The organism is Trinickia violacea, from assembly GCF_005280735.1.
GTDB classification, from domain to species: Bacteria; Pseudomonadota; Gammaproteobacteria; order Burkholderiales; family Burkholderiaceae; genus Trinickia_A; species Trinickia_A violacea.
Genome location: NZ_CP040077.1, coordinates 3,454,563 through 3,477,839, shown reverse-complemented (window position 1 = coordinate 3,477,839; position 23,277 = coordinate 3,454,563). Strand labels below are relative to the sequence as shown.

The window sequence follows — 23,277 nt, the reverse complement described above, 5'->3', positions numbered from 1 at the left end:
GATTCGAAGCGGAAAATCAAGGCAAACGGCAAAACGGGGAGGGCGGCCGCTGTTGCGCGCGGCTGCTTTGATGCCGATTCGGATGCCGATTCGGATGCCAACAAGGGCGGCTCGCGAATGCCGGCTCGTCAAGCTCGCGGGCCCGCGCCGGCGTGACGGAAGCCGTTACGGAAACGCCGGGATCGTGGGGTCCGTGCCTTCGATGTCCGCTTCGGGATGATGGCTCTTGACGAGCGCTTCGATCTCATCGACGCGGTCTTTCGGCACGTCGACCATCATCAGCAGCTCGCCTTTCTCGATCGCGGTCTCGAAGCGTTTCAGACGCGTGTTCGGCACGTCGACGCCGATCATCGTCGCCGTCCATGCGCCGAAACCCGCGCTCGCCAGCGTCATCAGCACGACGACGCCGCCCGCGATCGTGAGCCCTGCCGGCGGAAACGCCATCGCGACGAGACCCGCCAGCGCGCCCGTCGCGCCGCCCACGGCCGTGCCGCGCGCGAGCGCGGGAAGCAGGTCGCTGCGCTGCGCGAGCGTGCATTCCGGCAGGTCTTCGAGCGGGGTGCCGGGACGGGCGAGCACGTGGATATGCCGCCACTCGATGCGCTTGAGCAGCAGCTCGTCGATGATGCCCTTCGCGCTCGGGACGTCGGGCAAGAGGAAGTAGATGCGGCGCATGATGGGCCTCCCTTCGGGTCTTCCTTGCGGGAATACCCGTAGCCCTGCTGGCCGGGCCGGCATCGAATGTGCGCAGGCGATCGGCGACAGGGCCTTATCAACCAATATAGTCGCTATCGGATCGGAGCACCCGGGGCCGAATGTTCAGCGTGCGCTCGATCGAATTGCGTTACGACGATGCGGACGATGCGGACGGTGCGCCAAACCGCCTGCGCAATTCGAGGCTGACTTCGAGCACGTTCACTAGCGGTTCGCCCGCGAGACCTCGAACGGCGCATGCGTTTTCCGCTGCAGGATTGCCGACCGAACGTCTCGTTTTTTTACGAGATTTTTTCTTGCGAGCGCGAAACGCCGAACCCTAAACTTCGGGCAGTTAGATAGCAAAGCGATAACAGTGCAATGAGGCGAGCGAAACGAGAACGCCGAGTCGTCAACACGATCGCCAGGGAGGCTGTCATGAGCAAGCAACGAAAAGCAGCAACGAACCCTCCGCGTGTCGCCTATGTCCAGCGCGGCATCGGCAGCGTCGTGGTGCGGCGCTTCGATCCGAGGCGCGATTCGTTCCAGCAGTTGACGGACATGCTGCACCGGTCGTTCGCGCGGCTCGGCATGATGGGCTTGAACTGCACATGCGTCGATCAGAGCGTGCTCGTTACCGAGCAGCGCGCGAAGCGCGGCGATTGTTACGTGGCCGTATGCAACGGGCGTGTAGTGGGCACGATGACGCTCTATGCGACGGATCGTGATTCGGCATGCGAGCTTTACCGTCACGACGACGTGGCGAGCGTGCGTCAGCTGGGCGTCGATCCGACGTACCAGAACCGCGGGATCGGCAAATCGCTGCTTGCGTTCGCGGAGCACTGGGCCGCGACGCGCGGCTACGCGGAGCTGGCGCTCGATACGCCGCAGCCGGCCGCGCATTTGGTTGCGTTCTATCGCGCTCAAGGCTTTCGCATTACGGACTTCCAGCGCTTCGACGGCAAGCGCTACGACAGCGCGATCTTGTGCAAGCCGGCGACTGCCGCCCGCACGCTGGCGGCGTGGACAAAGACGCTCGAAGTCACGCGCCGCGCGTGGGCGCTTGCAGCGTGATTTTCAGACCGTGAACCGAAAGGAAGATCCTCGACATTCGAGGGCAACGACACACCGATGATCGAGCGTTCAAGACTCACCATGCTGTTGAGAGGCATGGCGAAGGTGATTGCGATCGCCTTCTTGGCCAATCAGGTTTTGACCTCCGTATTCACGCTGGCCGCGCAGCAGATCGATCCGGAGATTTCCCATCAGACGATCTGGCTGTTCAGCTGCATGACGTGCGGGCTGTTCACGCTGTGGCTGCAGTCCGATGCACGGCGCGCGTACGGATTCGCGCGCGAGAAGGGCTTCGTCAAGTCTGAGGACAATGCCGGCCAGGCGGCGCTGCAAGTCGCGATGGATTGCCCGAAGCGCTGGCTCGTCATCCTGCACATCGAGTTGAATCCCATCACGCTCAAAGCGTAGCGCTTGCTCGCGGGCGACTCGTGCAGGCATGACGATGGCGGCGCGGAGAGATTGCTTCGCGCCGCCACCTTCAGTGATAGACCTCACGCCCCGGTATTGCCGCCCACCGTCCGCAGGCTCTTCCATTGCCCCTGCTGAACTTCGAACAACGTGTACGGCGGCTTGATCAGATCGCCGTTCGGGTCGAATGCGATCTTGCCCGTCACCCCCGTCACGGTGACCTTCGGGAACGCGGCGACGATCTTCGCGCGGTCGAGCGAATCCGCGTCGTGAATCGCCTTGAGCATCGCGAGCGTCGCGTCATAAGCGAACGGCGCATACAGCTCGACGTCCTGGTTGAAGTGCGCCTTGTAGCGCTTCGCAAAGTCCTGCGCCGCAGGCAGCTTGTCGAGCGCCGGGCCCGGCTCCAGGTCTTGCGTGCCTTCGCCCGCGGGACCGGCGATCTGCAGGAACGCATTGCTCTTGAGCGCACCCGCGCCGAACAGTAGCGTCGGCATGCCGAGCGAGCGCATCTGCTTGACGAGCATCGCACCTTGTTCGTCGAGCCCGCCGAAGAAGATCATGTCGACGTTCTTTTCCTTCAGCGTCGTCAGGATCGCGCGGAAGTCGACGGCCTTGTCGTTCGTGAACTCGCGATCGACGATGTTGCCGTTCGCTTCCTTCGCGCCTTTCTCGAACGCGTCGGCGAGACCCTGCCCGAACGCTGTGCGATCGTCGATGATGCCGATGCGCTTGGCCTTCAGCTGCTGCACCGCGAACTGGCCCGCGATCACGCCGCCGACGCCGTCATGGCCCATCGTGCGGAAGACGTTCTGGAAGCCCTGGTGCGTCAGCGCCGGATTGGTCGAGCCCGGCGTGATCATCGCGATGCCCGCCGTGTGATAGACCGCCGAGGCCGGGATGCTGCAGCCCGAGTTGTAATGGCCGATCACGCCGACCACGCCGTCGTCGACCATCTTCTGCGCGACCTGGATCGCGGTGCGCGGGTCGGCTTGATCGTCCTGCACGTCGAGCACGAACTTGACCGGCTTGCCGCCGATCGTCGGGTTCTTGGCGTTGGCCTCGTCTATCGCGAGCTGCGCGCCGTTCTCCAGATCCTTGCCCACGCGCGCCACCGGCCCCGTCAGCGGCGCGGCGAAACCGATCTTCACGATCGTGGGGTCCGCGCCGTACGACGGCGCCTGCGCGCACAAGACTCCAAGTGCTAGTGCGACTACCAAATTTCGGCGTTTCATGATGTCCGTCCTCTTTTGTGCAGACAATTGCGGTGGTTAAAAACGACGCGGGCTATAAGGCTCGAGATCGATGGGAGACGCGCGGCCGGCGACGAGGTCGGCGACGACGCTGCCTGTCACGCCGCCCAGCGTGACGCCAAGGTGCTGATGCCCGAACGCGTAGACGACGCGCGGCGAGGCGCTCGACGCTCCGACGACCGGCAGCCCATCGGGCAGGCTCGGCCTGAAGCCGAGCCAGTTGCTGTCCGGTTGCGGCAAACCCGGCAACGCTTCCTGCGCGGAAGTCGTGATCAGGTTCAGCAGCTCCGGGTTCTTCTGTGGTCCAAATCCGCCGAGCTCGACCGTGCCTGCCGCGCGGATGCCGCCGTCCATCGGCACCATGTAGAAGCCGCGCTCGGCCCAGCCGCACGGGCGGGAGATCAGCGACGACGTGCCGGGAAAGCGCACGTGATAGCCGCGCTCGGTATCGAGCGGCACGCGGTCGCCGCATTGGCGCGCGAAGCGGCCGGACAGCGCGCCCGCGCAGACGATCGTGTGCTCGGCGCCGTGCACGCGGCCGGCTTCGTCGACGAGGCGCACGCCGCTCTTCTGCGGTTCGAGCGATCGGACGGCGGTGCGCTCGTGCTGCATCCCTTGGCGCACCATCGATTCATACAGCACCTGCAAGAAGCCGCGCGGGTCGCTCAGGAACCAGCTGTCGTTGAACATCGTGCCGTGCGCGAAGATCGGCGCGAGGTTCGGTTCGAGTTCGCGAATGCCGTCATGCTCGAAGTGTTCGAATCGCACGCCGAGCGAGCGGCGCAAGGCGAGCGACGGTTGCGCCGACTTGAACGAGTCCGCGTTCGAGTACAGGTACAGGCATTCGCGTTCGCGAACGAAGCTCGACAATCCATCGATCGAAAGCATCTCCCGATATCCCTCGAAAGCGCACGTCAGCAGGCTCGCCAGCGCTTTCGCGCTGTGCTCGTAGCGCTTGGGCGTTGCGTTCAACAGAAAACGCGCGAGCCACGGTGCGAGGTGCGGCAGGTATCCCCAGCGAATCCTGAGCGGGCTCGTCGCCGAGAACAGGAAGCGCGGCAGGTTGCGGAACACGTCCGGGTTATTGACGGGGATGCACGCGTAGTTTGCGAACGTGCCCGCGTTGCCGTATGACGTGGCCTCACCGGGGCCGAGCGCGTCGTAGAGCGTCACGCGGTGGCCGTCGCGCAGCAGCCAGTACGCGCTCGACAGCCCGATGAATCCCGCACCGAGGACAGCGACGTCGGCCATTATTTTTTCCAGTCGGCGGCACGTTCGCGCTGTTTGCGCGAGAGAACGAAAGCCAGCGATACGACCGCCACGCTACCGAGTCGGGGCGTAGCGGGCGTCACTGGGGTGGTGGGCTGTCGATTTGTCACAAGCCTCTCCTCCTGTACTACAGTTCGGGATCGCGCCAGCCGAGCTGGCGCCGTACAAACGATGAGCTCATACTCACACAAAGATTTTTTGTGTGCAATTGATTTGTCTTTGTGTGGACTTAGGTATTTTCCCCGACACGGCAACGCCTGTTATCGCCGGATGGCGAATAAGTCCTTGCTGTATGCCCCTATAAAGGGTTTAGTATCTGTTCCGTGGACATATGTGGTGCGCTGCGTGACAAGATTTGTGCGGGCGAACGAATGTTTTGTATGGAGTTGCTACCTGAATGACTAGCGAAATTAACCACACAAATGGTGAGGAAAATCTCCAGACAAAGGGACGCCAGGCCACCTACCTAGAGGTGTCGCGCAATCTCGAAGAGAAAGTGCGCAGCGGGCTCTACCCGCCGGGCAGCCGTCTGCCGCCGCAACGCGACCTGGCACAGGAGCTTGGCCTCAACGTGTCGACGGTGTCGCGCGCGTACAAGGAGCTGCAGGCGCGTGGGCTGATCGTCGCGAGCAAGCGGCGCGGATCGATCGTCACCGGGGGCGCGATGCCGTCGGTACACGCGCGCGCGGAGAGCAGCCCGAGCGCCGCCGAAGCGAACGCGGTGATCGACCTGACCGTCAATCGCCCCGCGACCGGCGAATTCCTCACGCAACTGGCGCGCACGATGGCGAACCTCGCGCGCGATCCGCGCTATCCCGAGACGCAGGAATACCAGCCGCCGCAGGGGCCCGAGTGGGCGCGCGCGGCCGGCGCGCAATGGCTCGCCGCGCCGGGCTTCGCGCCGATCGCCGATAACGTGGTCGTGACGAGCGGCGCGCAGCACGGCCTTTACGCAGTCCTGAGCAGCCTGATGGGCCACGAGGGCGTGATCCTCTCGGATCAGTTGACCTACTACGGGCTGAAGGCGCTCGCGCCCGTGTTCCAGTTCGAGATCGTCGGGATTCCGAGCGACGATGAAGGGCTGCTGCCGGACCGACTCGAAGAGGCGTGCAAGCGCATGCGCGTGAAGGCGATCTTCGTCGTGCCGAATCTGCAGAATCCGACTGTCGTGACGATGAGCCTCGCGCGCCGCGTGGCGCTCGTCGATATCGCGCGGCGCCATCACATCGCGATCATCGAAGACGACGTGTACGGCCCGCTCTTGCGTTCGCGCCTGCCGACGATCGCGAGCCTGTGCCCCGAGCTGACCTTCCATGTCGCTTCGACGTCGAAGATTCTCGCGCCCGGGCTGCGCATCGGCTACCTGCATACGCCGCCGCACGGCGCCGCGCTGGCCGCCGAGGCCGTGCGCACGACGGCGTGGATGCCCGCACCGCTCTCGACGCTGATCGTCACGCGCTGGATCGAGGACGGCACCGCGCACACGATCCTCGAAGCGCAGCGCACCGAGCTGCAGGCGCGTCAGGAGATCGCGCGTGAATGGCTGCCGGCCGAGCTGCTGCACAGCGATCCCGCGTGCATGTTCGTCTGGCTGCGCGTGCCGCCGCCTTGGCGTTCGGACGACTACGCGGCGAATGCGCTGGCGCGCGGCGTCAATACGATGCCGGCGTCGGCGTTTGCGGTGGACCGCTCGACCGTCGAGCATGGCGTGCGGATCAACCTCGCCTGCGCGGCATCGCGCGAGCAGTTGACGCGCGCGCTGCAGATCCTCGCGCACACGCTGCGCGACCGGCCGCGGGCGCTGTTCGGGACGATTTGAGGGGAGGGCGGCGCTTATGAAAAGCGCCGCTATCGAGAGAGGAAAGCGATCGGGGGGGAGGCGCGCCGGCGCGCTTACCGCGTGCGGTGCTGCTCCGGCTGCTGAGGCTGACGCGGCGCCATAAAGAAGTTGCGCAGCCAGACGGCCATGCGCGAAAAGATGTCGTCCGGTTCCTCGACGAAAATCTCGGGCTTCAACAGGCGCAGAAATTCCATCATCTGCTGCGCTTCCTGCTTCTGGAACGAGCCGTGCGCAAGCCCGAGCTTCAATAGCCCGCGCAGCTCGCCGAGCTTCTCGCGCGCCGTGCTGCCGGTGCTCATCTCGCACGCGATCTTCGCCTCGTAGACCCGCTGCCGCAGCGATTCCGCCAACCGCCACGCAGGTGTCTGCATCGATTCTTCCAGCGATTGGATATCTTGCGCGGCGGACTTGATCTGCGCCGCGAGCGGGTCGATCAGCATCGGTTCGCCGCCCGCCTCGTTGACGATCGCCGTCGCCCATTCGCGGCACGCCTTGGCGAGCTCGTCGGGCGTCCACTCGGAGCGCACCGCGAAGCCGAAGCCGAATTCGGTCGCCTGCCGCATCAGGATCGCGACGACGTCCGGAAACTCCTTGTCGAGCGTGCGCTTCGCCCAGGCGTACTGGCCGCCCTGCAGCATCCGCTGCACGGCGTGCTCGGTCAGCGGCACCATGTTGTCGAGCAGCTTCGCGCGCAGGAAGTCCTCGAACGACGGCGTCGCGAATTGCGGATCGAGCTTCAGCGACACGCGCACGAACGCTTCGAAGTCCTTGCGCAGCGACGCGACGGTGTCGTCTTTCAGTGATAGGGTGATTTGACCCATATGATGTCCCGGTGGCTCGTCGTGCGCGTCAGTTCTACCGCTTTGCCGGCGCTCCGACGCTCCGGCGCGGCAAGGCCGTGATGCGCCGGCGGCTTACCACCTCCCCGAGCCGGACGGCGCTGCGCGCATGCGGCGCTCCTGTTGCATTGCGGACTGCGTTTTACGGCGAGCGCGGCCAAGCCCGCGTTCGCCGTCCAGCGCACCTCGGCTGTTTAACGGCTCACGCGGGCGGAACTTGAGACCAATCGGGATTTTGATTCAGCGCAGCACGAAACCTTGCCAGAGGAAGAACACGGCCAGGCCGACGGCGATCGTCACGAGCGGCCGGCGCGTTGCGACGCAGACGGCGCACGACGCCAGCGCGCCGACGAGCTGGGGGTTGCGCCAGGTGAGCTCGGGGCCGCCGCCGTGCGGCGAGACCGCCATCGGCACGATGATCGCGGTCAGCACGGTCACCGGCACGAAGCTGAGCGCGGTGCGCACGAGCGGCGGGAACACGATCCGATCGCCGAGCACGAACACCGCCGAGCGGATCACGTAGGTGATCAGCGCCATGCCGAGAATCAAGAGGACGTAATTCATTGCGTGACACCCGCAGCGCGCGAGCGCACCAGACCGGGGCGCGACAGCACGACGCCCACCACGACGCCCGCGGCCACCGCCGCGAGCAGCCCGAGCTTGTAAGGCCAGTCCTGGAACACACAGGCGAGGACGCCCGCGGTCACGGCGGCCGCGACGAAGCGCACCGCGACGAGCTGCGGGATCACGATCGCGATGAAGGTCGCGACCATCGCGAAATCGAGCCCGAGCGACTGCAAACGCGGGAAGGCCGCGCCGAACAGCAGGCCGGCGAGCGTCCAGACCTGCCAGTTCAAGTACATCGCAATGCCCGCGCCGAGAAAGTAGTGCGGGCCGATCGCGCCGGGCGGCTTGTGCCGGTAGTGCGAGTAGGCGACGGCGAAGACTTCGTCGGTGAGCAGCGCGCCGAGCGTCCAGCGCCAGCGCGCGGGCAGGTGCGCAACGTAGGGGGCGAGCGTCGCGCTGTACAGGACGTGCCGCAGGTTGACGATCAGTGTCGTCGCCAGGACGACCGCGAAACTCGCGTGGCTCGCAATGAGGCCGAGCGCGATGAATTGGGCCGAGCCGGCGAATACCGCCAGCGACATGAGCTGGCCGTGCCACACGTGGAGCGGGCCGGATGTGACGAGCGTGCCGAAAATGACGCCGAACGGCGCTGCGCCCACCATCATCGGGATGATGTCGCGGGCACCGTCGGCGAATTCGTTCAAGGGACGGGGTGCGTTCAAGATCTTCTCCATAGGTCCTCGAGCGTAGCCGGACGACCTTGGCGGGTCTTGTACGTTCTTGCGCTGTCCGCGGTGCCTGCCCCTTGGCGTGACGGCGGTTCGTTTTGCCGCCGGTGTGAGTGCCGATGTAAGTGCCGGCGCGGCCGGCGTCACCGCGACTGCCAGCGCCCGGGCGGCACGCCGAACATGCGGCGGAAATGGCGCGTGAAATGGCTCTGATCCGTGAAGCCCGTCGCCGCCGCGACTTCGGCCACCGAAACGCCCGCGCGCAGCGGACCGAGCGCACGCTGCAGACGCACCTGGTTGCGCCACGCATGGGGCGGCAGGCCGGTTTCGCGCGTGAAGAGCCGCGCCGCGTGGAACGCCGACAAGTCGACCGCCTGCGCGAGATCGGTCAGCGTCACGGGCTCGGCGAGATCGGCGACGAGGCGGGCCTTCATCGTCTCGACGCGCGGATTGTCGGCCAAGAGTCGAGCCGGTTCGGGCTCGTTGCGGGCGTGCCGGACGAGCAGAGTCGATAGCGCGTCGATCAGCGCAGCTTCGGCGGCGAGCGGATCGCCGCCCGGCGGGTCGCCGCCCGGAGAATCGCCGGCGGCTTCGAGCAGCCGGTGCGCGGTCGACACCCGGCGCGCGAGGTCGGGGTCGCGAATGACGTCCGCTGGAAACCAGGGCAGCGGCTGCGCACGCCCGGCGATGTCGTCGGCGAGCCGCTGGAGGAAATCGACCGGTACGTAGCAGACTCGGTACTGCCACCCGTGCTCGTTGGCGCGCGAACCCGTGTGCACCTCGCCTGGGTTGATGACCGGCACGGTACCTGTCTCCGCGATATGGTGCGAACCGAGATAGTCGTACATTTCGGCGCCCGCTTCGATCACGGGAATCGTGTACGCGTCGTGCCAGTGCGGCGCGAACTCGTGGTCGAGGTATTCGGCCGTCACCATGTCCGCACCCGGCAGAAGCGGGGTGCGCCAGTAGCGGACGGAATTGCGGAAAGGGCGGTCGGACATGGCGATGCTGATGCGTGGCTGACTCGATGTGCTTACCTAGCGGCTATTCGTCGTTCACGGGTTGCAGCGCCTGCCAATCCGGCGTCGAAACATGCAGCACTTCGTAGCGCGCCGCCGTTGACGTGTGCGCAATATCCGCGCCGGCCCACATCTCGGTGCGCACGGCGGTCCAACTGCCGGTTTCGAGCGAGACGACCCGCGCGAGCAGCCCGGCTTCGTCGATCCGCGCCAGATGCAGCTCGTTTTCGTCGACGGCCCAGTTTGCCAGATCGATGCCGGGCCGCAGCGCGAAACGTTCGACGGTCATGCTGCGTGCCGCGCGGAACGCTTGTTGGTCGCCGTTCAAGTGCAGCGCGGCGACGATCCCTTCGAATGCCGTCGGCCGGCCGAACGATTGAACGACCGCGTCGAACTTCGGCCCCAGCAGGAAATCGCGCGCGCTGAACGGCTGCGTCCACACGTAGAACGGCGCATATTCGTTGACGGGTGCGCCCGTATTGCGCTCGCGGATCAGAAACGCCTTGAAGCCGAGCCCGGCGAGCGTGTCGAACGGCGCATGCCGCTCGGCGACGCGGCGCCGGATGATCGACATGTCGTAGTCGGCCGGAAGCGTGATCGGATAGTGCAGCGTGAGCATGGGCGCGCCCTCCGTTTGTCTGGTCGATCAGTGTAGAACAGCGCGCGCGTCGTTGCATGGGGGCGCCTCGGTGCGGCGTCGGCGGCGGGCGAGCCACGGGCGTACCGGGCGTAACGCCACGCCGCTGCGGACGGGCATCATCCCAGTCGCAGCTTATCTGACGGGAATCGTGATGCCGGCCGGCATCGGCACGGCGGTGACGCTGTTCTTCGCGCTGCCGGACACGACGCGATCGCTATACGTCAGATAGACGAGCGTATTGCGCTTGGCGTCGACGATCCGCACTACATGCAACGTCTTGAAGATCAGCGACATGCTCGCGGTGAACACATCGGTCTGCTGCTTGAGCGGCTCGAGAATCTTGATCGGGCCGACCTGCCGGCACGCGATCGACGCTTCGGTCGGGTCTTCGGCGATGCCGAGCGTGCCCTTGACCCCGCCGGTACGCGCGCGCGACACATAGCAGGTGACGCCCGTGACGAGCGGATCGTCGTACGCCTCGACGACGACGCGGTCGGAGCCGGTGATGCGAAAGTTCGTGTTGACGCTCGCGACTTCTTCGCTGTGAGCGAACGGTGCTGACAGCACGGTCAGCGTCACGGCGAGCGCGGCGCTGACGGACGACAAGGCAAGATGGCGTTTCATATCGGAGTCTGCGGGAAGAGGGGGCGAACGACCGGCGCTTGAGCCGCGACGCCAAAGCATAACCGCAAAAAGCAAAAGGCCCGTCACATTGCTGACGGGCCTTTCTATGCTCTTGGCTCCCCGACCTGGGCTCGAGCCAGGGATCGATAGCCGTTATTCAGCATCGGCGGCCGGGGGCACATGTCGCGGCAGATCCATCGCATCGTGCAGAATTCTGAGCACGTCAATCACTCGCGTATCGTGTTCAGTGACTCGGAACATGATGAAGTGCCGCCCCTTGCGTCGCTTGCGAGCCACGTGGAGCGAGAGCAGCCCGGGGACAATATTGTCTCGCGTGGCAACGCCTGTCACTGCCGGGCCGGTGGTGGTCAACTCCTGTAAGGCCATCGAGATCGCTTCAGCATAGGCACGTGCATGGGCCTTGCCAAACCGCTCTGCACTCCAGCGGATGATGTTGCTGAAATCGTGTTCGGCAGATTCCGTTAGGCGAACGGTCCAACCGGTTGTTTGGCGGGTCACCGGGCGGGTTTCGATTGGGTTGCCGGTGCGAGCGCGCCGTCAGCGAGCTCGGCGAGATGTTGGCCCAACTCCTGCGCCGAAACGAAACTGCGCAGCCTGTTGGCTTCGACGTCGGCAAGACCAACGTGCGCAGCATCCCGCAACGCATCGAGCCGAGCCTGTGTCTCGGTTTCCTCGCGTTCCACCAGACGCAGGCCCTCGCGCAACACTTCGCTTGCGTTCTGATAGCGCCCCGACTTGACCAGGCGGTCTACCAATGTGGCCTGATGGGCGGTTAGCACGACATTGCGGGTGGGCATGGCGTTAGCTCCTGGAGAATCAAGTGTTGGCATATTATGCCATGGCACGCCATGCGCGCCGCTCATCGCATGAGGTCTTGATCGAGATTGGTTGGTGAAGCGTTGATCGTAGGGGGGGCGGATAAGTCAGTGCGTTCAAGCCGCTCATTCGCGGTGAAGAGCCATTCCTGCTGCAGCTTGTCGTCGCTGGATGTGAGCGCGAAAAGTTGACCCAGTGCGCTAGCTGGCGCGCAAACGAAAAAGGCCCGTCATTGCTGACGGGCCTTTCTATGCTCTTGGCTCCCCGACCTGGGCTCGAACCAGGGACCTACGGATTAACAGTCCGGCGCTCTACCGACTGAGCTATCGGGGAACAGCTACTACTCTCAACCTTACATAAAAAAGCCCGTCATCGGGAACGGGCCTTCGTATCTTGCTCTGCGATTTTTTTGGCTCCCCGACCTGGGCTCGAACCAGGGACCTACGGATTAACAGTCCGGCGCTCTACCGACTGAGCTATCGGGGAACAACAACAGCAGAGAAGCGAGATTGTATTGGCCGTCTGTGGCCCTGTCAATACCCTTCGGTCATTTCATGAATGCCGAAGTGGCTTGCAGGGCCGCTTTGCGCGAGCCTCGCAGAAGGACCTCAAACGCAACTCGAACGCAAACGCCGCGGGTGGGCACGAACTTAGCGCTCGAGCAGATTGAGCTTGTCCTTCACGTCCTTCCACTCATCGGCTTCCGGCAGCGGGGCCTTCGTCTTCGTGATGCTCGGCCAGCTCTTCGCGAGTTCGGCGTTGAGCGGCGTGAAGTGCTGCTGATCGCCCGGGACGTCTTCCTCGGCGTAGATCGCGTTCACCGGGCATTCGGCGACGCACACGGCGCAGTCGATGCATTCATCGGGATCGATCGCGAGGAAGTTGGGACCTTCGCGAAAGCAATCCACCGGACAGACGTCCACGCAATCGGTGTAGCGGCATTTGATGCAGCTTTCGGTCACAACGTGAGTCATTCAGGCTCCTGCACACAGGGGTATTGGGGAGGCGAAACGCCAAAGGAGCTATTGTAGCGTAACGGTTAAATCCGCACGCAATTGCCCCTACAGCGTCTTTTATACCGTTTGGTGATTTGTTTATGGGGTGATCGGGTCCGTGCCGCGGCGCCGTGTTCCGGCCCGCATTCGGGTAACATGGCCGAGAAGCCGGGTCGAAGGCCGCGCTGTCATACCCGAGCGCCAAGCTGGGCAATCTGGTCCGAACGTTCGCAGTCCGGTTGAAATCATGATCATTACTTCGCTGCTCGACACCGATCTGTACAAATTCACGATGATGCAGGTCGTCCTGCACCATTTCCCTGCCGCCAACGTCGAGTACCGGTTCAAGTGCCGTACGCCGGGGGTGAATCTCGTGCCGTACATCGACGAGATTCGCGACGAGGTCAGGAAACTCTGCGAGCTGCGCTTTTCCGACGACGATCTCGACTACCTACGGCGGATGCGTTTCATCAAGAGCGACTTCATCGACTTCCTCGCGCTCTTTCACCTGAGCGAAAAGTACATCTCGATCGAGGCGTCGAAGAAGGGCAACGGCGAGATCGACATCGGCATCAAGGGGCCGTGGCTGCACACGATCCTCTTCGAGATTCCCGTGCTCGCGATCGTCAACGAGGTGTACTTCCGCAATACCCAAAAAGATCCCGACTACGCGGGCGGCCGCGAGCGTCTGCACGACAAGATCGCGCTGCTCGGCGCGCGCCCGGAGTTCGCGGACTGCAAGATCGCCGACTACGGCACGCGCCGGCGCTTCTCGGGGCGGTGGCACGAGGAAGTGATTCTCACGCTGAAAGACCGCATCTCCGAGCAGTTCGCCGGCACGAGCAATGTTTACTACGCGAAGAAACACGGCTTGACGCCGCTCGGCACGATGGCGCACGAGTATCTGCAGGCGTGCCAGGCGCTCGGTCCGCGTCTGCGCGATTCGCAGATCTACGGCTTCGAGATGTGGGCGAAGGAGTATCGCGGCGATCTCGGCATCGCGCTGTCCGACGTCTACGGCATGCAGGCGTTCCTGCGCGATTTCGACATGTACTTCTGCAAGCTCTTCGACGGCGCGCGCCACGATTCAGGCGATCCGTTCGATTGGGGCGAGCGTCTTCTGCGGCATTACGAGGAAAACCGCTGCGACCCGCGCACGAAGGTGCTCGTGTTTTCCGATGCGCTCGATATCCCCAAGGTGCTGCAGCTCTATGAACGCTTTCGCGGACGCTGCCGGCTCGCGTTCGGCGTCGGCACGAATCTCACCAACGATCTCGGCTACAACCCGCTGCAGATCGTGATCAAGATGGTCCGCTGCAACGGCCAGCCGGTCGCGAAGCTGTCTGATTCGCCGGGCAAGAACATGTGCGAGGACAAGGCTTATATCGCGTATCTGCGCCAGGTGTTCGGCATCGAGACGCCCGAAGAGGACGCCGGGAAGTAATCGGCGCGCCATGCTCGATCGGCCATCCGGCCGAGCGAAAACCGCCTGCGAGGCGCGCCCCAAGCGCACTTCCTTGTCCGCCTCCCTTACGGGAGGCGTCCTGCGGGGCGTCGGTATAATCGACGTCTATCGCAATCGGCATCGTCCAGAGGAACGCACATGGAGACATCGGCTGCTCGCCGCAATATCCTGGCGCGCATACGCGCGGCCCAGGGCCGACCTGCGCAACCCGAGGCCACCGAACGTGAGGCCGTCGCCGACTATCTCGCGCGGCATCCGGAAGGACCGCGTCCGCCGATGCCGGACGATCTCGTCGCGCGCTTCATCGCCGAGGCGCAGCAGTTGTCGACAACGGTCGATGAAGTCGCAGCGATGGCCGAGGCACCCGCTGCCGCGCATCGCTATCTGACCGAACACGGCTTGCCGACCTCCGCCATCGCCTGGCAGACACTCGAAGCACTGCCCTGGGGTGAAGCGGGCCTCGCAGTCGAGTTTCGCAAGCCGCAAAACGACGATCTCGTCGGCATTACCGGCTGTTTCTGCGCAACGGCCGAGACCGGTTCGCTCGTGCTGCTGTCCGGCCCGGAAACCTACGCCTCGGCAGGGCTTTTGCCGGAAACGCACATCGCGATCGTGCCCGCTTCGCGCATCGTCTCGGGCCACGAAGAGGCGTTCGCGCTGATTCGCGCCGAACGCGGCGAGCTGCCCCGCGCGGTCAATTTCGTGTCGGGGCCGTCGCGCACCGGCGATATCGAACAGACCATCGTCCTCGGCGCGCACGGACCGTATCGCGTGCACGTGATCATTGTGCGCGGCGCTTAGGGCAGCGTCATCGGCCGTCCGACGTCCAACGACGTCATTCTCGAAAATAAGGGGTTGTAAAACATGAAACGACTTGCCGCATCGGCGTGCATGGCGCCGGCGGTCGTGTCGGCTGTGTGGCCCGTGACGGCGTCAGCTGCGGCGCTCGACGGCGCCACGCTGTCGGCGCTATGGGGCGTCCCGTTCGCGGGCATTTTGCTGTCGATCGCGATCTTTCCGCTCATCGCGCCGATCTTCTGGCATGACCACTTCGGCAAGATCGCGGCCGCATGGGGCGCGCTGTTTCTCGTGCCGTTCGCGTTCGCGTTCGGTGCCGGGACGGCGCTCGGCACGTTCGTGCACGCGCTGCTGGACGAGTACGTGCCGTTCATCGTGCTCTTGACCGCGCTCTACACCATCGCCGGCGGCATCTGCGTGCGCGGCAATCTGCACGGGTCGCCCAAGCTCAACACGGCGATACTCGCGCTCGGCACCGTGCTCGCGAGCATCATGGGCACGACCGGCGCGGCGATGCTCTTGATCCGGCCGCTGTTACGCGCGAACGACAACCGCAAGCATGTCGTGCACGTCGTCGTGTTCTTCATTTTTCTCGTGGCGAACGTGGGCGGTTCGCTGTCGCCGCTCGGCGATCCGCCGCTCTTTCTCGGCTTCCTGAACGGCGTGGGCTTCTTCTGGACGACGCAGCATCTCGCGCTGCCGATGCTGTTCGTCTGCGTCGTGCTGCTCGCGCTGTTCTACGCGCTCGACGCCTACTACTTCCACTGCCGGACCGAAGAGCGCACCCAGTTCCTCGATCCGACGCCCGATTCGCACGGCATCTCGATCGACGGCAAGATCAATTTCGTGCTGCTCGCGATGGTGATCGGCCTCGTGCTGATGAGCGGCATGTGGCGGCCGGGCATCAGCTTCAATGTGATCGGTACGCACGTCGAGCTGCAAAACGCCGTGCGCGATGGTGCGCTGATCGCGCTGACGCTCGTGTCGCTGGCGATCACGCCGCGTTCGGCACGCGCCGGCAACGCGTTCAACTGGGCGCCGATCGAGGAGGTCGCGAAACTCTTCGCCGGCATCTTCGTGACGATCGCACCGGTCATCATGATCCTGCGGGCGGGGCCGGCCGGCGCGTTCGCGCACGTGACGCGCCTTGTCGCCGACGCGCACGGCCAACCGATCGATGCGATGTACTTCTGGGCGACCGGCATTCTCTCGTCGTTTCTCGACAACGCGCCGACCTACCTCGTGTTCTTCAACCTCGCGGGCGGCGACGCGCAGACGCTCATGACCACCGGCGCGACCACGCTCGCCGCGATCTCCGCGGGCGCCGTCTTCATGGGCGCAAACAGCTACATCGGCAACGCGCCGAACTTCATGGTGAAGGCGATCGCCGAATCGCGCGGCGTGCGCATGCCGAGTTTCTTTGCTTACCTGATGTGGTCGGGAGCGGTGCTGGTGCCCGTTTTCCTGGTGACGGCGTGGCTCTTCTTTTGAGGTGACGCGCGACTTGTGGCCTTTCGGTCCGGCGGCGCGAGGTAGATTCACGGTTTGATTTCATTGCGCGCGCGGCATGGCTGCGCAGCGCACGATTCGGAGACGAAGCATGCAGAAGATCCTGGTGGCGCGTCCGATTTTTCCGGACGTGGTCGAGCGGCTCAAACAGTATTTCGAAGTGGACTGGAATCAAGGCGAAGCGCTGTCCGCCGCCGAGTTGGCCGCGCGGCTCGCGGACAAGGACGGCGCGCTGACAGCGGGCGAGCCGATCGGCGCGGCGGCGATTGCGTCTGCGCCGCGTCTGCGCGTCGTGTCGAACATGGCGGTCGGCTTCAACAACTTCGACATGGCGGCGTTCAACGCGGCGAACGTGCTCGGCACGAATACGCCGGATGTGCTCAACGAATCGACGGCCGACTTCGGCTGGGCGTTGATGATGGCCGCCGCGCGCCGTGTGACCGAATCGGAGCATTGGCTGCGCGCGGGCAAGTGGCAGAAGTGGGCCTACGACAGCTTCCTCGGCACTGACATCTACGGTTCGACGCTCGGCGTCATCGGCATGGGCCGCATCGGGCAGGCGCTCGCGCGCCGTGCGCGCGGCTTCAACATGCGCGTGATGTATCACAACCGCTCACGCGTCTCGCCGCAGATCGAGGCGGAGCTGAACGCCGAGTACGCGTCGAAGGAGCACTTGCTGCGCACGGCGGACCACGTCGTCCTGGTGCTGCCGTACACGGCCGAGAACCATCACACGATCGGCGCCGCCGAGTTCGCGCTGATGAAGCCGAGCGCGACGCTCACCAACATCGCGCGCGGCGGCATCGTCGACGACGCGGCGCTGGCCGTTGCGCTGCGCGCGAAGCGGATCGGCGCCGCCGGTCTGGACGTGTTCGAAGGCGAGCCGAGCGTGCATCCCGATTTGCTCACGGTGTCGAATGTCGTGCTGACGCCGCATATCGCGAGCGCGACCGAAGCGACGCGCCGCGCGATGGCGAACCTCGCCGCCGACAATCTGATTGCCGCGCTGGGCGAGGGCCCTCAGGCAGGGAATCCGCCGAACCCGATCAACCCCGAAGTGCTCGGCAAGGCGCGCTCATGACAATGATTCTGGTGGCAGCCGTCGCGCTGCTCGCGGTGGCGCTGGTGATCGCGCTCGTGGTGCTGATGAAGGGCGCCGGGCGCGCGAACGAGCATGCGTTCGCAGAACTCGGCGAGCAGATGCTCGAAGGCGCCGAGAAACAGACGCGCGCGTACGAGCGCCTCGAGCGCGAACTGCGCGGCGAGATCGCCGAGACGTCGCGCCAGTCGCGCACGGAGTTGGGCGCGGGCTTTGCGCAGGTTCAGCAGATGCTCGCGGCGCAGCTCGCGAGCGTCGCGACCGTGCAGAACAACAAGATCGAAGACTTCGCGCAACGCCTCGCGCAGCTGACCGAAAGCAACGGCAAGCAGCTCGACGCGGTGCGCGAAAGTCTCCAGTTGCAGGCCCTGCAGGCGCGCGAAGAGCAGGGCCTCGCGCTGAAGCGTTTCGGGGAAACCCTCGCCACGCAGCTCGTGCAATTGACGGAAGCCAACGACAAGCGCTTCGCGGAAGTGCGAGCGACGATCGAGCAGCGATTGAAGGACATCGAAGCGAACAACGCGACGAAGCTCGAAGAGATGCGCCGCACCGTCGACGAGAAGCTGCATGCGACGCTCGAGCAGCGCCTTGGCGAATCGTTCAAGCTCGTGTCGGACCGGCTGGAGCAGGTCCATCGCGGCCTTGGCGAAATGCAGACGCTCGCTGCCGGCGTCGGCGATCTGAAGAAGGTGCTGACCAACGTGAAGACGCGCGGCACCTGGGGCGAAGTGCAGCTCGAAGCGCTGCTCGAACAGATGCTGACGCCGGACCAGTACGCGAAGAACGTGGCGACGGTGCCGAAGAGCAGCGAGCGCGTCGAGTTCGCGATCAAGCTGCCGGGACGGCTGGATGCCGCCGGCGGGCAGGGGGCGGCGACGCCGGTCTGGCTGCCGATCGACGCCAAGTTTCCGCGCGAGGATTACGAGCGTTTGATCGAGGCGCAGGATCGTGCCGATCCGGCGGCGGTGGAAGAGGCATCGCGCGCGTTGGAAACGCGCATCAAAAACGAAGCGCGCACGATCGCCGAGAAATACGTCGCGCCGCCGCATACGACCGACTTCGCGCTGCTGTTTCTGCCGACCGAGGGCCTGTACGCCGAGATCCTGCGCCGCCCGGGCCTGACCGACCTGCTGCAGCGCGACTACCGCGTGACGATCGCCGGACCGACGACGCTCACCGCCTTGCTCAACAGCCTGCAAATGGGTTTCAGGACGCTCGCGATCGAAAAGCGCTCGAGCGAGGTGTGGCAGGTGCTTGGCGCGGTGAAGACGGAATTCGGCAAGTTCGGCGACGTACTCGCCAAGACGAAGTCGCAACTGGAAACGGTCGCGCGCTCGATCGAGGCGGCCGAGGTACGTACGCGCGCGATGAACCGCAAGTTGCGCGATGTGGAGGCATTGCCCGGGGAGCAGGCGAGCGGACTTCTGGGCGATGCGTTTTCGAACGCGGAAACCGAGGAGCCGTGAGGTGTTCGAGGTGCTCGGGCGAGGCACGCGAGCCGGTCAAACCAAACCGCCGGCAGCCTTGCGCCGCCGGCTCCGCTTCAACCCGCGCCCTTAATCGCGCTTAGTCGCCCTTGGCGAGTTGCGTGAGCGCGTCCCCCGTCATGCGGACGATGCGCCAATCGGGCAGCACGGTTGCGCCCATCTTCTCGTAGAAATCGATCGCGTTCTGATTCCAGTCGAGCACCGTCCATTCGAAGCGGCCGCATTGCCGCTCGACGGCGATTGCCGCGAGTCGCTGCAGCATCGCCCGGCCGAGACCGCTGCCGCGCTGCGACGGCTGCACGTACAAGTCTTCGAGATACAGGCCGCGCCGGCCCAGGAACGTCGAAAAATTGTGAAAGAAGAGCGCATAGCCGACGATCCGGCCGCTTGCTTCCGCCACCAGCGCTTCCGCTGCGCGCCGCTCGCCGAAGAGGGCATCGTGCACGCCGGCTTCGGTCGCGACGAACAGGTGCGTGAGCTTTTCGAATTCTGCGAGCTCGAGCATCAGCGCGAAGATCGCGCCGACGTCGGCGGGCGTGGCCGGACGGATCACCGTGCTCATCAGGCTTCCTCGGGCACGTCGGAGAGCACGATCTCGATACCGCCGAAGCGCGAGGCCACCCAGTTGTACGCGTGGCAAGCGACCCACAGCAGGATGAAACCGAGGATCGCGTTCAGGATCAGCGCGCTGAAAATCGTGCTCAGTTCCACCGCGCCATAGCGGATAAACGCCACCAGAATGCCAAGCAGCACGATCGGCACGCTGAACGTCAGGTAGACGAGGATGAGCGCTTTGGCGGTCTGCCCAGCTGCGATCGACGAGATTTGTTTTTTCATTGCGTGACGCCCCGTAAAAGTGGTGATTCTAAAGCGATGATTCAGATGAGCCCGTCAAAGGGCATGATGTCGACGGCTTCGCCTGCGTCGACGTCGGTTCGATCGTGTGCCAGCACGATAAAGCAATTCGCTTCGCTCATCGAGCTCAAGACGCCGGAGCTTTGCGAGCGGGTCGGCGCGACGTGCCAGCGGCCGTCGGCGTCGCGCGTGGCGACGCCGCGCAGGAATTCGGTGCGGCCCGCGCGTTTCCTGAGCGGCTGCGCGCTCGTTGCGATGAACGCCAGCGGCGGCTGCGGCTCGGCGCCCGACATGGCGATGAGCGCTTCGCGCACGATCTGATAGAACGTGACCATGACCGCCACCGGATTGCCCGGCAGGCCGAAAAATAACGCGGGGCGGCCAACGGCGGCCCGTCCGCCGGACCAGATGCGGCCGAACGCGAGCGGACGGCCGGGGCGCATCGCCATGCTCCAGAACGCGACGTCGCCGAACGTCTGCAGCATTTTGCGCGTGAAGTCGGCCTCGCCGACCGACACGCCGCCCGAGCTCAGCACCACATCGGCACTTTCAGCGGCCTGGCGCAGCGCGGCTTCGAGCGCGGCGGGCTCGTCGCGGATCACGCCGAGATCGAGCGTTTCGATGTTCAGACGCTCGAGCATGGCCGAGAGCGTGTAACGGTTGCTGTCGTACACGCAGCCGACGGGAAGCGGTTCGCCGATCGAGCGCAGCTCATCCCCAGTCGATAGAAACGCGACGCGCACACGCCGCCGCACCGTCACTTCGCCGATTCCCAGCGATGCCAACAGGCCGAGATCCGATGCCCGCAGGATGCGGCCCGCGCGCAACGCGGATTGGCCCTTGGCGAGATCTTCGCCGGCAAGCCGGCAATTGGCGCCGCGCGCGAAGCGCTGCGGATCGAAGCGGATGCGCTCGCCGTCGGTGCGCGTCACGAATTCCTGCGGGACGACGGTGTCGCAACCCGCCGGCATCGCGGCTCCCGTCATGATGCGGACACATTCGCCGGAGGCCGCCGTGCCTTCGAACGGATGTCCCGCTAACGCCTGGCCCGCTACGCGCAGGGTCAGCGGTGTCGGGTCACCGGAACTCGCGTGGCCGGAGAGGGCGGCGCCGTCGAACGCGTAGCCGTCCATCGCGGAGTTGTCGTGAGCGGGGACGTCGATCGGCGATGCAACGTCTTCGGCCAGCACGCGGTTGAGCGCGGCGCGCAGCGCGACCCGTTCGGCCGTCGTGACCGGCACTGCCCACTGACGCACGATCGCCTGCGCGGCATGGACCGGCATCGCGTTGGGATCGAATTGGGCAATACAGCTGGAATCGTTCTGCGTGGTCATCGGTGGTGAGGCGCGCCGCTGTTTTGCCGTCCGCACGGGCGGGGCGCGGGGCGCAGGCTGGGCGAATCGGATCGGGCGGCGCGCGGAGGAACGTGGCGTCCTGCTGTCGCTTCACTCACGCTCGAGGTCGGCGAGCTCTTGCAAAGAGTTGACATTGTAGAACGCACGCTCGTCGGCAAAGCCGACTTCGGCTGTCATGTGGCGCGCGTACCACGCGCGAACCTTGCGTTCGCCGCGATCGAGACAGGCCGCGAGGTCATCTGCCAGCGACCTGCGCAGCAGCGCAAACACGGGGTGTACCGATGGCTGGCCGTCGGCGCCGGGGGTCGTCGCGGTCGCGATATCGGCGCGGTTCGCGTCGAGGGCGGCGGCGAGACGGTCGGCGAGATCCAGCGGCAGATAGGGCGAATCGCACGGCGCGCACAGCACGAGTTCGGTATGCGCCGCGCGCAGCCCCGAGAGGATGCCGGCCAGCGGCCCGGGGAAGTCGCTCGATGAATCGCTGATGACAGACGCGCCGAATGGGACGGCGAGCGCGCGGTACGCGTCGAGATTGCGGTTCGCGCTGATGAGGAGGGCGCTGGTCTGCGGAGCGATGCGCTTCGCGACGTGCCGCGCGAGCGTCTCGCCATGCAGGATTTGCAATCCCTTGTCGGCGCCGCCCATGCGCGCACCGCGCCCGCCCGCGAGGATGAGGCCGGTGATGCGGCGGTCAGGGAGGGTAGGCATCGGGCAGCGGTCGCCTGGGTGCGCTCAGCCGCCGATGTACGACATTTCGACGCGATGCGCGCCCGGCTCTTGCGCTTCGGCCGCCGCGCTGCCGCGCAATTGCGAGTAGCGGTCGCCGCGAGCTTGCCAGATGTGGGCGACGGCGGACGCGATGTCGGCGTCCGATGCGCCGTTGCGCAAGAGCGCGCGCAAGTCGTGGCCGGAGGACGCGAACAGGCACAGGTACAGCTTGCCCTCGGTCGAGAGCCGCGCCCGCGTGCAGGACCCGCAGAACGCGCGCGTCACGCTCGAGATGACGCCGATCTCGCCGCTGCCGTCCGCGTAGCTCCAGCGCTGCGCGGTTTCGGCCGCGCTGTGCGCTTCGAGCGGCACGAGCGGAAAGTGCTCGGCGACGCGAGCGACGACATCGGCCGACGGCAGCACTTCCGCCATGTTCCAGCCATTCGAGGTGCCCACGTCCATGTATTCGATGAAGCGCAGGATCGCGCCCGAGCCTTTGAAGTGGCGCGCCATCGGCACGATCTCGCCGTCGTTCGTGCCGCGCTTGACGACCATGTTTACCTTGATCGGCTCGAGCCCGGCTGCCTGCGCCGCCGCGATGCCTTCGAGCACGTTCGCGGCCGAATAGCCGGCGTCGTTCATGCGCTGAAACAGGGCGTCGTCGAGGGCATCGAGGCTGACTGTGACGCGCGTGAGGCCCGCGTCTTTCAGTGCGCGGGCCTTGCGTGCCAGGAGCGAGCCGTTGGTCGTGAGGGTCAAGTCGAGGGGACGGCCGTCCGGCGTCGTCATCATGGCGAGCCGCTCGATCAAATGCTCGAGGTTCTTTCGCAACAGCGGCTCGCCGCCCGTCAGACGGATTTTTTCGACGCCGTGTGCGACGAAAAGCCGCGCGAGCCGCTCGATTTCTTCGAAGCTCAGGAGCGAGGCGTGCGGCAGGAACGGATAGTCCTTGTCGAAGACCGCGCGCGGCATGCAGTAGACGCAACGGAAGTTGCAGCGGTCCGTGACCGAGATGCGCAGGTCGCGCAGCGGCCGCGCCAGCGTATCGGCGAGCACGCCGCTCGGCGCCAGCGTGACCGCGGGCGTCGCGGGAATCGCGCTGAAGTCGGCAACAGGGATGATGCGTCGCTGCATGATGAGGAAGAAGGACGTTAGATCATTATTCTAGCGGAAGCAATGCCGCTCGACCGGCCGTGCCGCCGCTCTTGGCGACCA

25 protein-coding genes and 2 tRNA genes are annotated in these 23,277 nt (G+C 65.2%); 8 read left to right on the top strand and 19 right to left on the bottom strand.

Translation table 11 applies throughout. From position 1 onward, the window contains the following. Positions 1–165 precede the first annotated feature (165 nt). On the bottom strand, positions 166–675 hold the full coding sequence (locus FAZ95_RS15920; protein WP_137333324.1) for a DUF1269 domain-containing protein: 510 nt from the start codon (positions 673–675) through the stop codon (positions 166–168). A gap of 456 nt (positions 676–1,131) precedes the next feature. On the opposite strand from FAZ95_RS15920, the gene FAZ95_RS15915 reads away from it, so the two are divergent. Beyond that, entirely contained in the window at positions 1,132–1,767 is a 636-nt protein-coding gene (locus FAZ95_RS15915; RefSeq protein WP_137333323.1) for a GNAT family N-acetyltransferase, read from the top strand. Between the two features lie 57 nt (positions 1,768–1,824). Then, positions 1,825–2,175 carry a hypothetical protein gene (locus FAZ95_RS15910; RefSeq protein WP_254699726.1) on the top strand — a complete coding sequence of 117 codons (351 nt, stop codon included), beginning with the start codon at positions 1,825–1,827 and terminating at the stop codon, positions 2,173–2,175. An 83-nt stretch (positions 2,176–2,258) separates the two neighbouring features. Here FAZ95_RS15910 and FAZ95_RS15905 read toward each other — a convergent pair whose 3' ends face one another. Both FAZ95_RS15905 and FAZ95_RS15900 read right to left on the bottom strand, forming a co-directional pair. After that, complete coding sequence (locus FAZ95_RS15905; protein WP_137333322.1) at positions 2,259–3,410, bottom strand: branched-chain amino acid ABC transporter substrate-binding protein; 1,152 nt, start codon at positions 3,408–3,410, stop codon at positions 2,259–2,261. Between the two features lie 36 nt (positions 3,411–3,446). After that, positions 3,447–4,679: an NAD(P)/FAD-dependent oxidoreductase gene (locus FAZ95_RS15900; protein WP_137333321.1), complete on the bottom strand. Its 1,233-nt coding sequence runs from the start codon at positions 4,677–4,679 to the stop codon at positions 3,447–3,449. Between the two features lie 415 nt (positions 4,680–5,094). Between FAZ95_RS15900 and FAZ95_RS15895 the strand changes: the two genes are divergently transcribed. Further along, positions 5,095–6,516: an aminotransferase-like domain-containing protein gene (locus tag FAZ95_RS15895; protein ID WP_137333320.1), complete on the top strand. Its 1,422-nt coding sequence runs from the start codon at positions 5,095–5,097 to the stop codon at positions 6,514–6,516. A gap of 74 nt (positions 6,517–6,590) precedes the next feature. On the opposite strand, the gene FAZ95_RS15890 is transcribed toward FAZ95_RS15895, so the two are convergent. From FAZ95_RS15890 to fdxA, 11 genes are all read right to left on the bottom strand, one after another. Further along, on the bottom strand, positions 6,591–7,358 hold the full coding sequence (locus FAZ95_RS15890) for a DUF4088 domain-containing protein (RefSeq protein ID WP_137333319.1): 768 nt from the start codon (positions 7,356–7,358) through the stop codon (positions 6,591–6,593). Positions 7,359–7,616: 258 nt separating this feature from the next. Continuing rightward, the gene (locus FAZ95_RS15885; RefSeq protein ID WP_137333318.1) at positions 7,617–7,940 is read right to left on the bottom strand and encodes an AzlD domain-containing protein; all 324 of its coding nucleotides are present in this window, start codon (positions 7,938–7,940) and stop codon (positions 7,617–7,619) included. Then, positions 7,937–8,677, bottom strand: coding sequence for an AzlC family ABC transporter permease (locus tag FAZ95_RS15880; RefSeq protein WP_137333317.1), 741 nt, complete (start codon positions 8,675–8,677; stop codon positions 7,937–7,939). Before FAZ95_RS15880 ends, FAZ95_RS15885 begins: the two co-directional genes overlap by 4 nt. 137 nt (positions 8,678–8,814) lie before the next feature. Further along, complete coding sequence (locus FAZ95_RS15875; RefSeq protein ID WP_137333316.1) at positions 8,815–9,672, bottom strand: helix-turn-helix transcriptional regulator; 858 nt, start codon at positions 9,670–9,672, stop codon at positions 8,815–8,817. Between the two features lie 43 nt (positions 9,673–9,715). Beyond that, on the bottom strand, positions 9,716–10,309 hold the full coding sequence (locus tag FAZ95_RS15870; RefSeq protein WP_137333315.1) for a DUF4865 family protein: 594 nt from the start codon (positions 10,307–10,309) through the stop codon (positions 9,716–9,718). 153 nt (positions 10,310–10,462) lie between these two features. Then, positions 10,463–10,954: a CreA family protein gene (locus FAZ95_RS15865; protein WP_137333314.1), complete on the bottom strand. Its 492-nt coding sequence runs from the start codon at positions 10,952–10,954 to the stop codon at positions 10,463–10,465. 153 nt (positions 10,955–11,107) lie between these two features. Continuing rightward, the gene (locus FAZ95_RS15860) at positions 11,108–11,473 is read right to left on the bottom strand and encodes a type II toxin-antitoxin system RelE/ParE family toxin (RefSeq protein ID WP_137333313.1); all 366 of its coding nucleotides are present in this window, start codon (positions 11,471–11,473) and stop codon (positions 11,108–11,110) included. Next, positions 11,470–11,772: a type II toxin-antitoxin system ParD family antitoxin gene (locus FAZ95_RS15855; protein ID WP_137333312.1), complete on the bottom strand. Its 303-nt coding sequence runs from the start codon at positions 11,770–11,772 to the stop codon at positions 11,470–11,472. Before FAZ95_RS15855 ends, FAZ95_RS15860 begins: the two co-directional genes overlap by 4 nt. A 276-nt stretch (positions 11,773–12,048) precedes the next feature. Beyond that, positions 12,049–12,124 (bottom strand) — tRNA-Asn (locus tag FAZ95_RS15850). Between the two features lie 77 nt (positions 12,125–12,201). Continuing rightward, positions 12,202–12,277, bottom strand: a tRNA-Asn gene (locus FAZ95_RS15845). A 164-nt stretch (positions 12,278–12,441) separates the two neighbouring features. Further along, complete coding sequence (gene fdxA, locus FAZ95_RS15840) at positions 12,442–12,765, bottom strand: ferredoxin FdxA (RefSeq protein ID WP_137333311.1); 324 nt, start codon at positions 12,763–12,765, stop codon at positions 12,442–12,444. Between the two features lie 268 nt (positions 12,766–13,033). Between fdxA and pncB the strand changes: the two genes are divergently transcribed. The 5 genes from pncB to FAZ95_RS15815 all read left to right on the top strand — a co-directional run bounded on the left by pncB (position 13,034) and on the right by FAZ95_RS15815 (position 19,123). Beyond that, positions 13,034–14,230 (top strand): nicotinate phosphoribosyltransferase, encoded by a 1,197-nt coding sequence (gene pncB / locus FAZ95_RS15835; RefSeq protein ID WP_137333310.1) that lies wholly within the window; start codon positions 13,034–13,036, stop codon positions 14,228–14,230. Positions 14,231–14,389: 159 nt separating this feature from the next. Continuing rightward, on the top strand, positions 14,390–15,052 hold the full coding sequence (locus tag FAZ95_RS15830; RefSeq protein ID WP_137333309.1) for a LutC/YkgG family protein: 663 nt from the start codon (positions 14,390–14,392) through the stop codon (positions 15,050–15,052). Positions 15,053–15,115: 63 nt separating this feature from the next. Continuing rightward, the gene (locus FAZ95_RS15825; RefSeq protein WP_137333308.1) at positions 15,116–16,540 is read left to right on the top strand and encodes a sodium:proton antiporter; all 1,425 of its coding nucleotides are present in this window, start codon (positions 15,116–15,118) and stop codon (positions 16,538–16,540) included. A 109-nt stretch (positions 16,541–16,649) separates the two neighbouring features. Then, positions 16,650–17,639: a 2-hydroxyacid dehydrogenase gene (locus tag FAZ95_RS15820; protein WP_137333307.1), complete on the top strand. Its 990-nt coding sequence runs from the start codon at positions 16,650–16,652 to the stop codon at positions 17,637–17,639. Then, complete coding sequence (locus FAZ95_RS15815) at positions 17,636–19,123, top strand: DNA recombination protein RmuC (protein WP_137333306.1); 1,488 nt, start codon at positions 17,636–17,638, stop codon at positions 19,121–19,123. Before FAZ95_RS15820 ends, FAZ95_RS15815 begins: the two co-directional genes overlap by 4 nt. A gap of 100 nt (positions 19,124–19,223) precedes the next feature. Here FAZ95_RS15815 and FAZ95_RS15810 read toward each other — a convergent pair whose 3' ends face one another. The 5 genes from FAZ95_RS15810 to moaA all read right to left on the bottom strand — a co-directional run bounded on the left by FAZ95_RS15810 (position 19,224) and on the right by moaA (position 23,196). Beyond that, complete coding sequence (locus tag FAZ95_RS15810) at positions 19,224–19,706, bottom strand: GNAT family N-acetyltransferase (protein WP_137333305.1); 483 nt, start codon at positions 19,704–19,706, stop codon at positions 19,224–19,226. Next, the gene (locus FAZ95_RS15805; RefSeq protein ID WP_137333304.1) at positions 19,706–19,981 is read right to left on the bottom strand and encodes a hypothetical protein; all 276 of its coding nucleotides are present in this window, start codon (positions 19,979–19,981) and stop codon (positions 19,706–19,708) included. Before FAZ95_RS15805 ends, FAZ95_RS15810 begins: the two co-directional genes overlap by 1 nt. A gap of 41 nt (positions 19,982–20,022) precedes the next feature. Continuing rightward, the gene (moeA, locus tag FAZ95_RS15800; RefSeq protein WP_137333303.1) at positions 20,023–21,333 is read right to left on the bottom strand and encodes a molybdopterin molybdotransferase MoeA; all 1,311 of its coding nucleotides are present in this window, start codon (positions 21,331–21,333) and stop codon (positions 20,023–20,025) included. Positions 21,334–21,444: 111 nt separating this feature from the next. Further along, positions 21,445–22,062 carry a molybdenum cofactor guanylyltransferase MobA gene (gene mobA / locus FAZ95_RS15795; RefSeq protein ID WP_137333302.1) on the bottom strand — a complete coding sequence of 206 codons (618 nt, stop codon included), beginning with the start codon at positions 22,060–22,062 and terminating at the stop codon, positions 21,445–21,447. Positions 22,063–22,086: 24 nt separating this feature from the next. Then, positions 22,087–23,196 carry a GTP 3',8-cyclase MoaA gene (gene moaA, locus FAZ95_RS15790; protein WP_137333301.1) on the bottom strand — a complete coding sequence of 370 codons (1,110 nt, stop codon included), beginning with the start codon at positions 23,194–23,196 and terminating at the stop codon, positions 22,087–22,089. Between the last annotated feature and the right edge of the window lie 81 nt (positions 23,197–23,277).

Bases quoted from the DNA above. Each gene is read 5' to 3' on its own strand.
- FAZ95_RS15895 (WP_137333320.1), top strand. From the start codon at position 5,095: ATGACTAGCGAAATTAACCACACAAATGGTGAGGAAAATCTCCAGACA.
- FAZ95_RS15875 (WP_137333316.1), bottom strand. From the start codon at position 9,672: ATGTCCGACCGCCCTTTCCGCAATTCCGTCCGCTACTGGCGCACCCCG.
- FAZ95_RS15870 (WP_137333315.1), bottom strand. From the start codon at position 10,309: ATGCTCACGCTGCACTATCCGATCACGCTTCCGGCCGACTACGACATG.
- FAZ95_RS15825 (WP_137333308.1), top strand. From the start codon at position 15,116: ATGAAACGACTTGCCGCATCGGCGTGCATGGCGCCGGCGGTCGTGTCG.
- FAZ95_RS15815 (WP_137333306.1), top strand. From the start codon at position 17,636: ATGACAATGATTCTGGTGGCAGCCGTCGCGCTGCTCGCGGTGGCGCTG.
- pncB (WP_137333310.1), top strand. From the start codon at position 13,034: ATGATCATTACTTCGCTGCTCGACACCGATCTGTACAAATTCACGATG.
- FAZ95_RS15905 (WP_137333322.1), bottom strand. From the start codon at position 3,410: ATGAAACGCCGAAATTTGGTAGTCGCACTAGCACTTGGAGTCTTGTGC.
- FAZ95_RS15910 (WP_254699726.1), top strand. From the start codon at position 1,825: ATGATCGAGCGTTCAAGACTCACCATGCTGTTGAGAGGCATGGCGAAG.
- fdxA (WP_137333311.1), bottom strand. From the start codon at position 12,765: ATGACTCACGTTGTGACCGAAAGCTGCATCAAATGCCGCTACACCGAT.
- FAZ95_RS15915 (WP_137333323.1), top strand. From the start codon at position 1,132: ATGAGCAAGCAACGAAAAGCAGCAACGAACCCTCCGCGTGTCGCCTAT.
- FAZ95_RS15900 (WP_137333321.1), bottom strand. From the start codon at position 4,679: ATGGCCGACGTCGCTGTCCTCGGTGCGGGATTCATCGGGCTGTCGAGC.
- FAZ95_RS15890 (WP_137333319.1), bottom strand. From the start codon at position 7,358: ATGGGTCAAATCACCCTATCACTGAAAGACGACACCGTCGCGTCGCTG.
- mobA (WP_137333302.1), bottom strand. From the start codon at position 22,062: ATGCCTACCCTCCCTGACCGCCGCATCACCGGCCTCATCCTCGCGGGC.
- FAZ95_RS15830 (WP_137333309.1), top strand. From the start codon at position 14,390: ATGGAGACATCGGCTGCTCGCCGCAATATCCTGGCGCGCATACGCGCG.
- FAZ95_RS15805 (WP_137333304.1), bottom strand. From the start codon at position 19,981: ATGAAAAAACAAATCTCGTCGATCGCAGCTGGGCAGACCGCCAAAGCG.
- FAZ95_RS15865 (WP_137333314.1), bottom strand. From the start codon at position 10,954: ATGAAACGCCATCTTGCCTTGTCGTCCGTCAGCGCCGCGCTCGCCGTG.
- FAZ95_RS15820 (WP_137333307.1), top strand. From the start codon at position 16,650: ATGCAGAAGATCCTGGTGGCGCGTCCGATTTTTCCGGACGTGGTCGAG.
- FAZ95_RS15920 (WP_137333324.1), bottom strand. From the start codon at position 675: ATGCGCCGCATCTACTTCCTCTTGCCCGACGTCCCGAGCGCGAAGGGC.
- FAZ95_RS15885 (WP_137333318.1), bottom strand. From the start codon at position 7,940: ATGAATTACGTCCTCTTGATTCTCGGCATGGCGCTGATCACCTACGTG.
- moeA (WP_137333303.1), bottom strand. From the start codon at position 21,333: ATGACCACGCAGAACGATTCCAGCTGTATTGCCCAATTCGATCCCAAC.
- FAZ95_RS15810 (WP_137333305.1), bottom strand. From the start codon at position 19,706: ATGAGCACGGTGATCCGTCCGGCCACGCCCGCCGACGTCGGCGCGATC.
- FAZ95_RS15855 (WP_137333312.1), bottom strand. From the start codon at position 11,772: ATGCCCACCCGCAATGTCGTGCTAACCGCCCATCAGGCCACATTGGTA.
- FAZ95_RS15880 (WP_137333317.1), bottom strand. From the start codon at position 8,677: ATGGAGAAGATCTTGAACGCACCCCGTCCCTTGAACGAATTCGCCGAC.
- moaA (WP_137333301.1), bottom strand. From the start codon at position 23,196: ATGCAGCGACGCATCATCCCTGTTGCCGACTTCAGCGCGATTCCCGCG.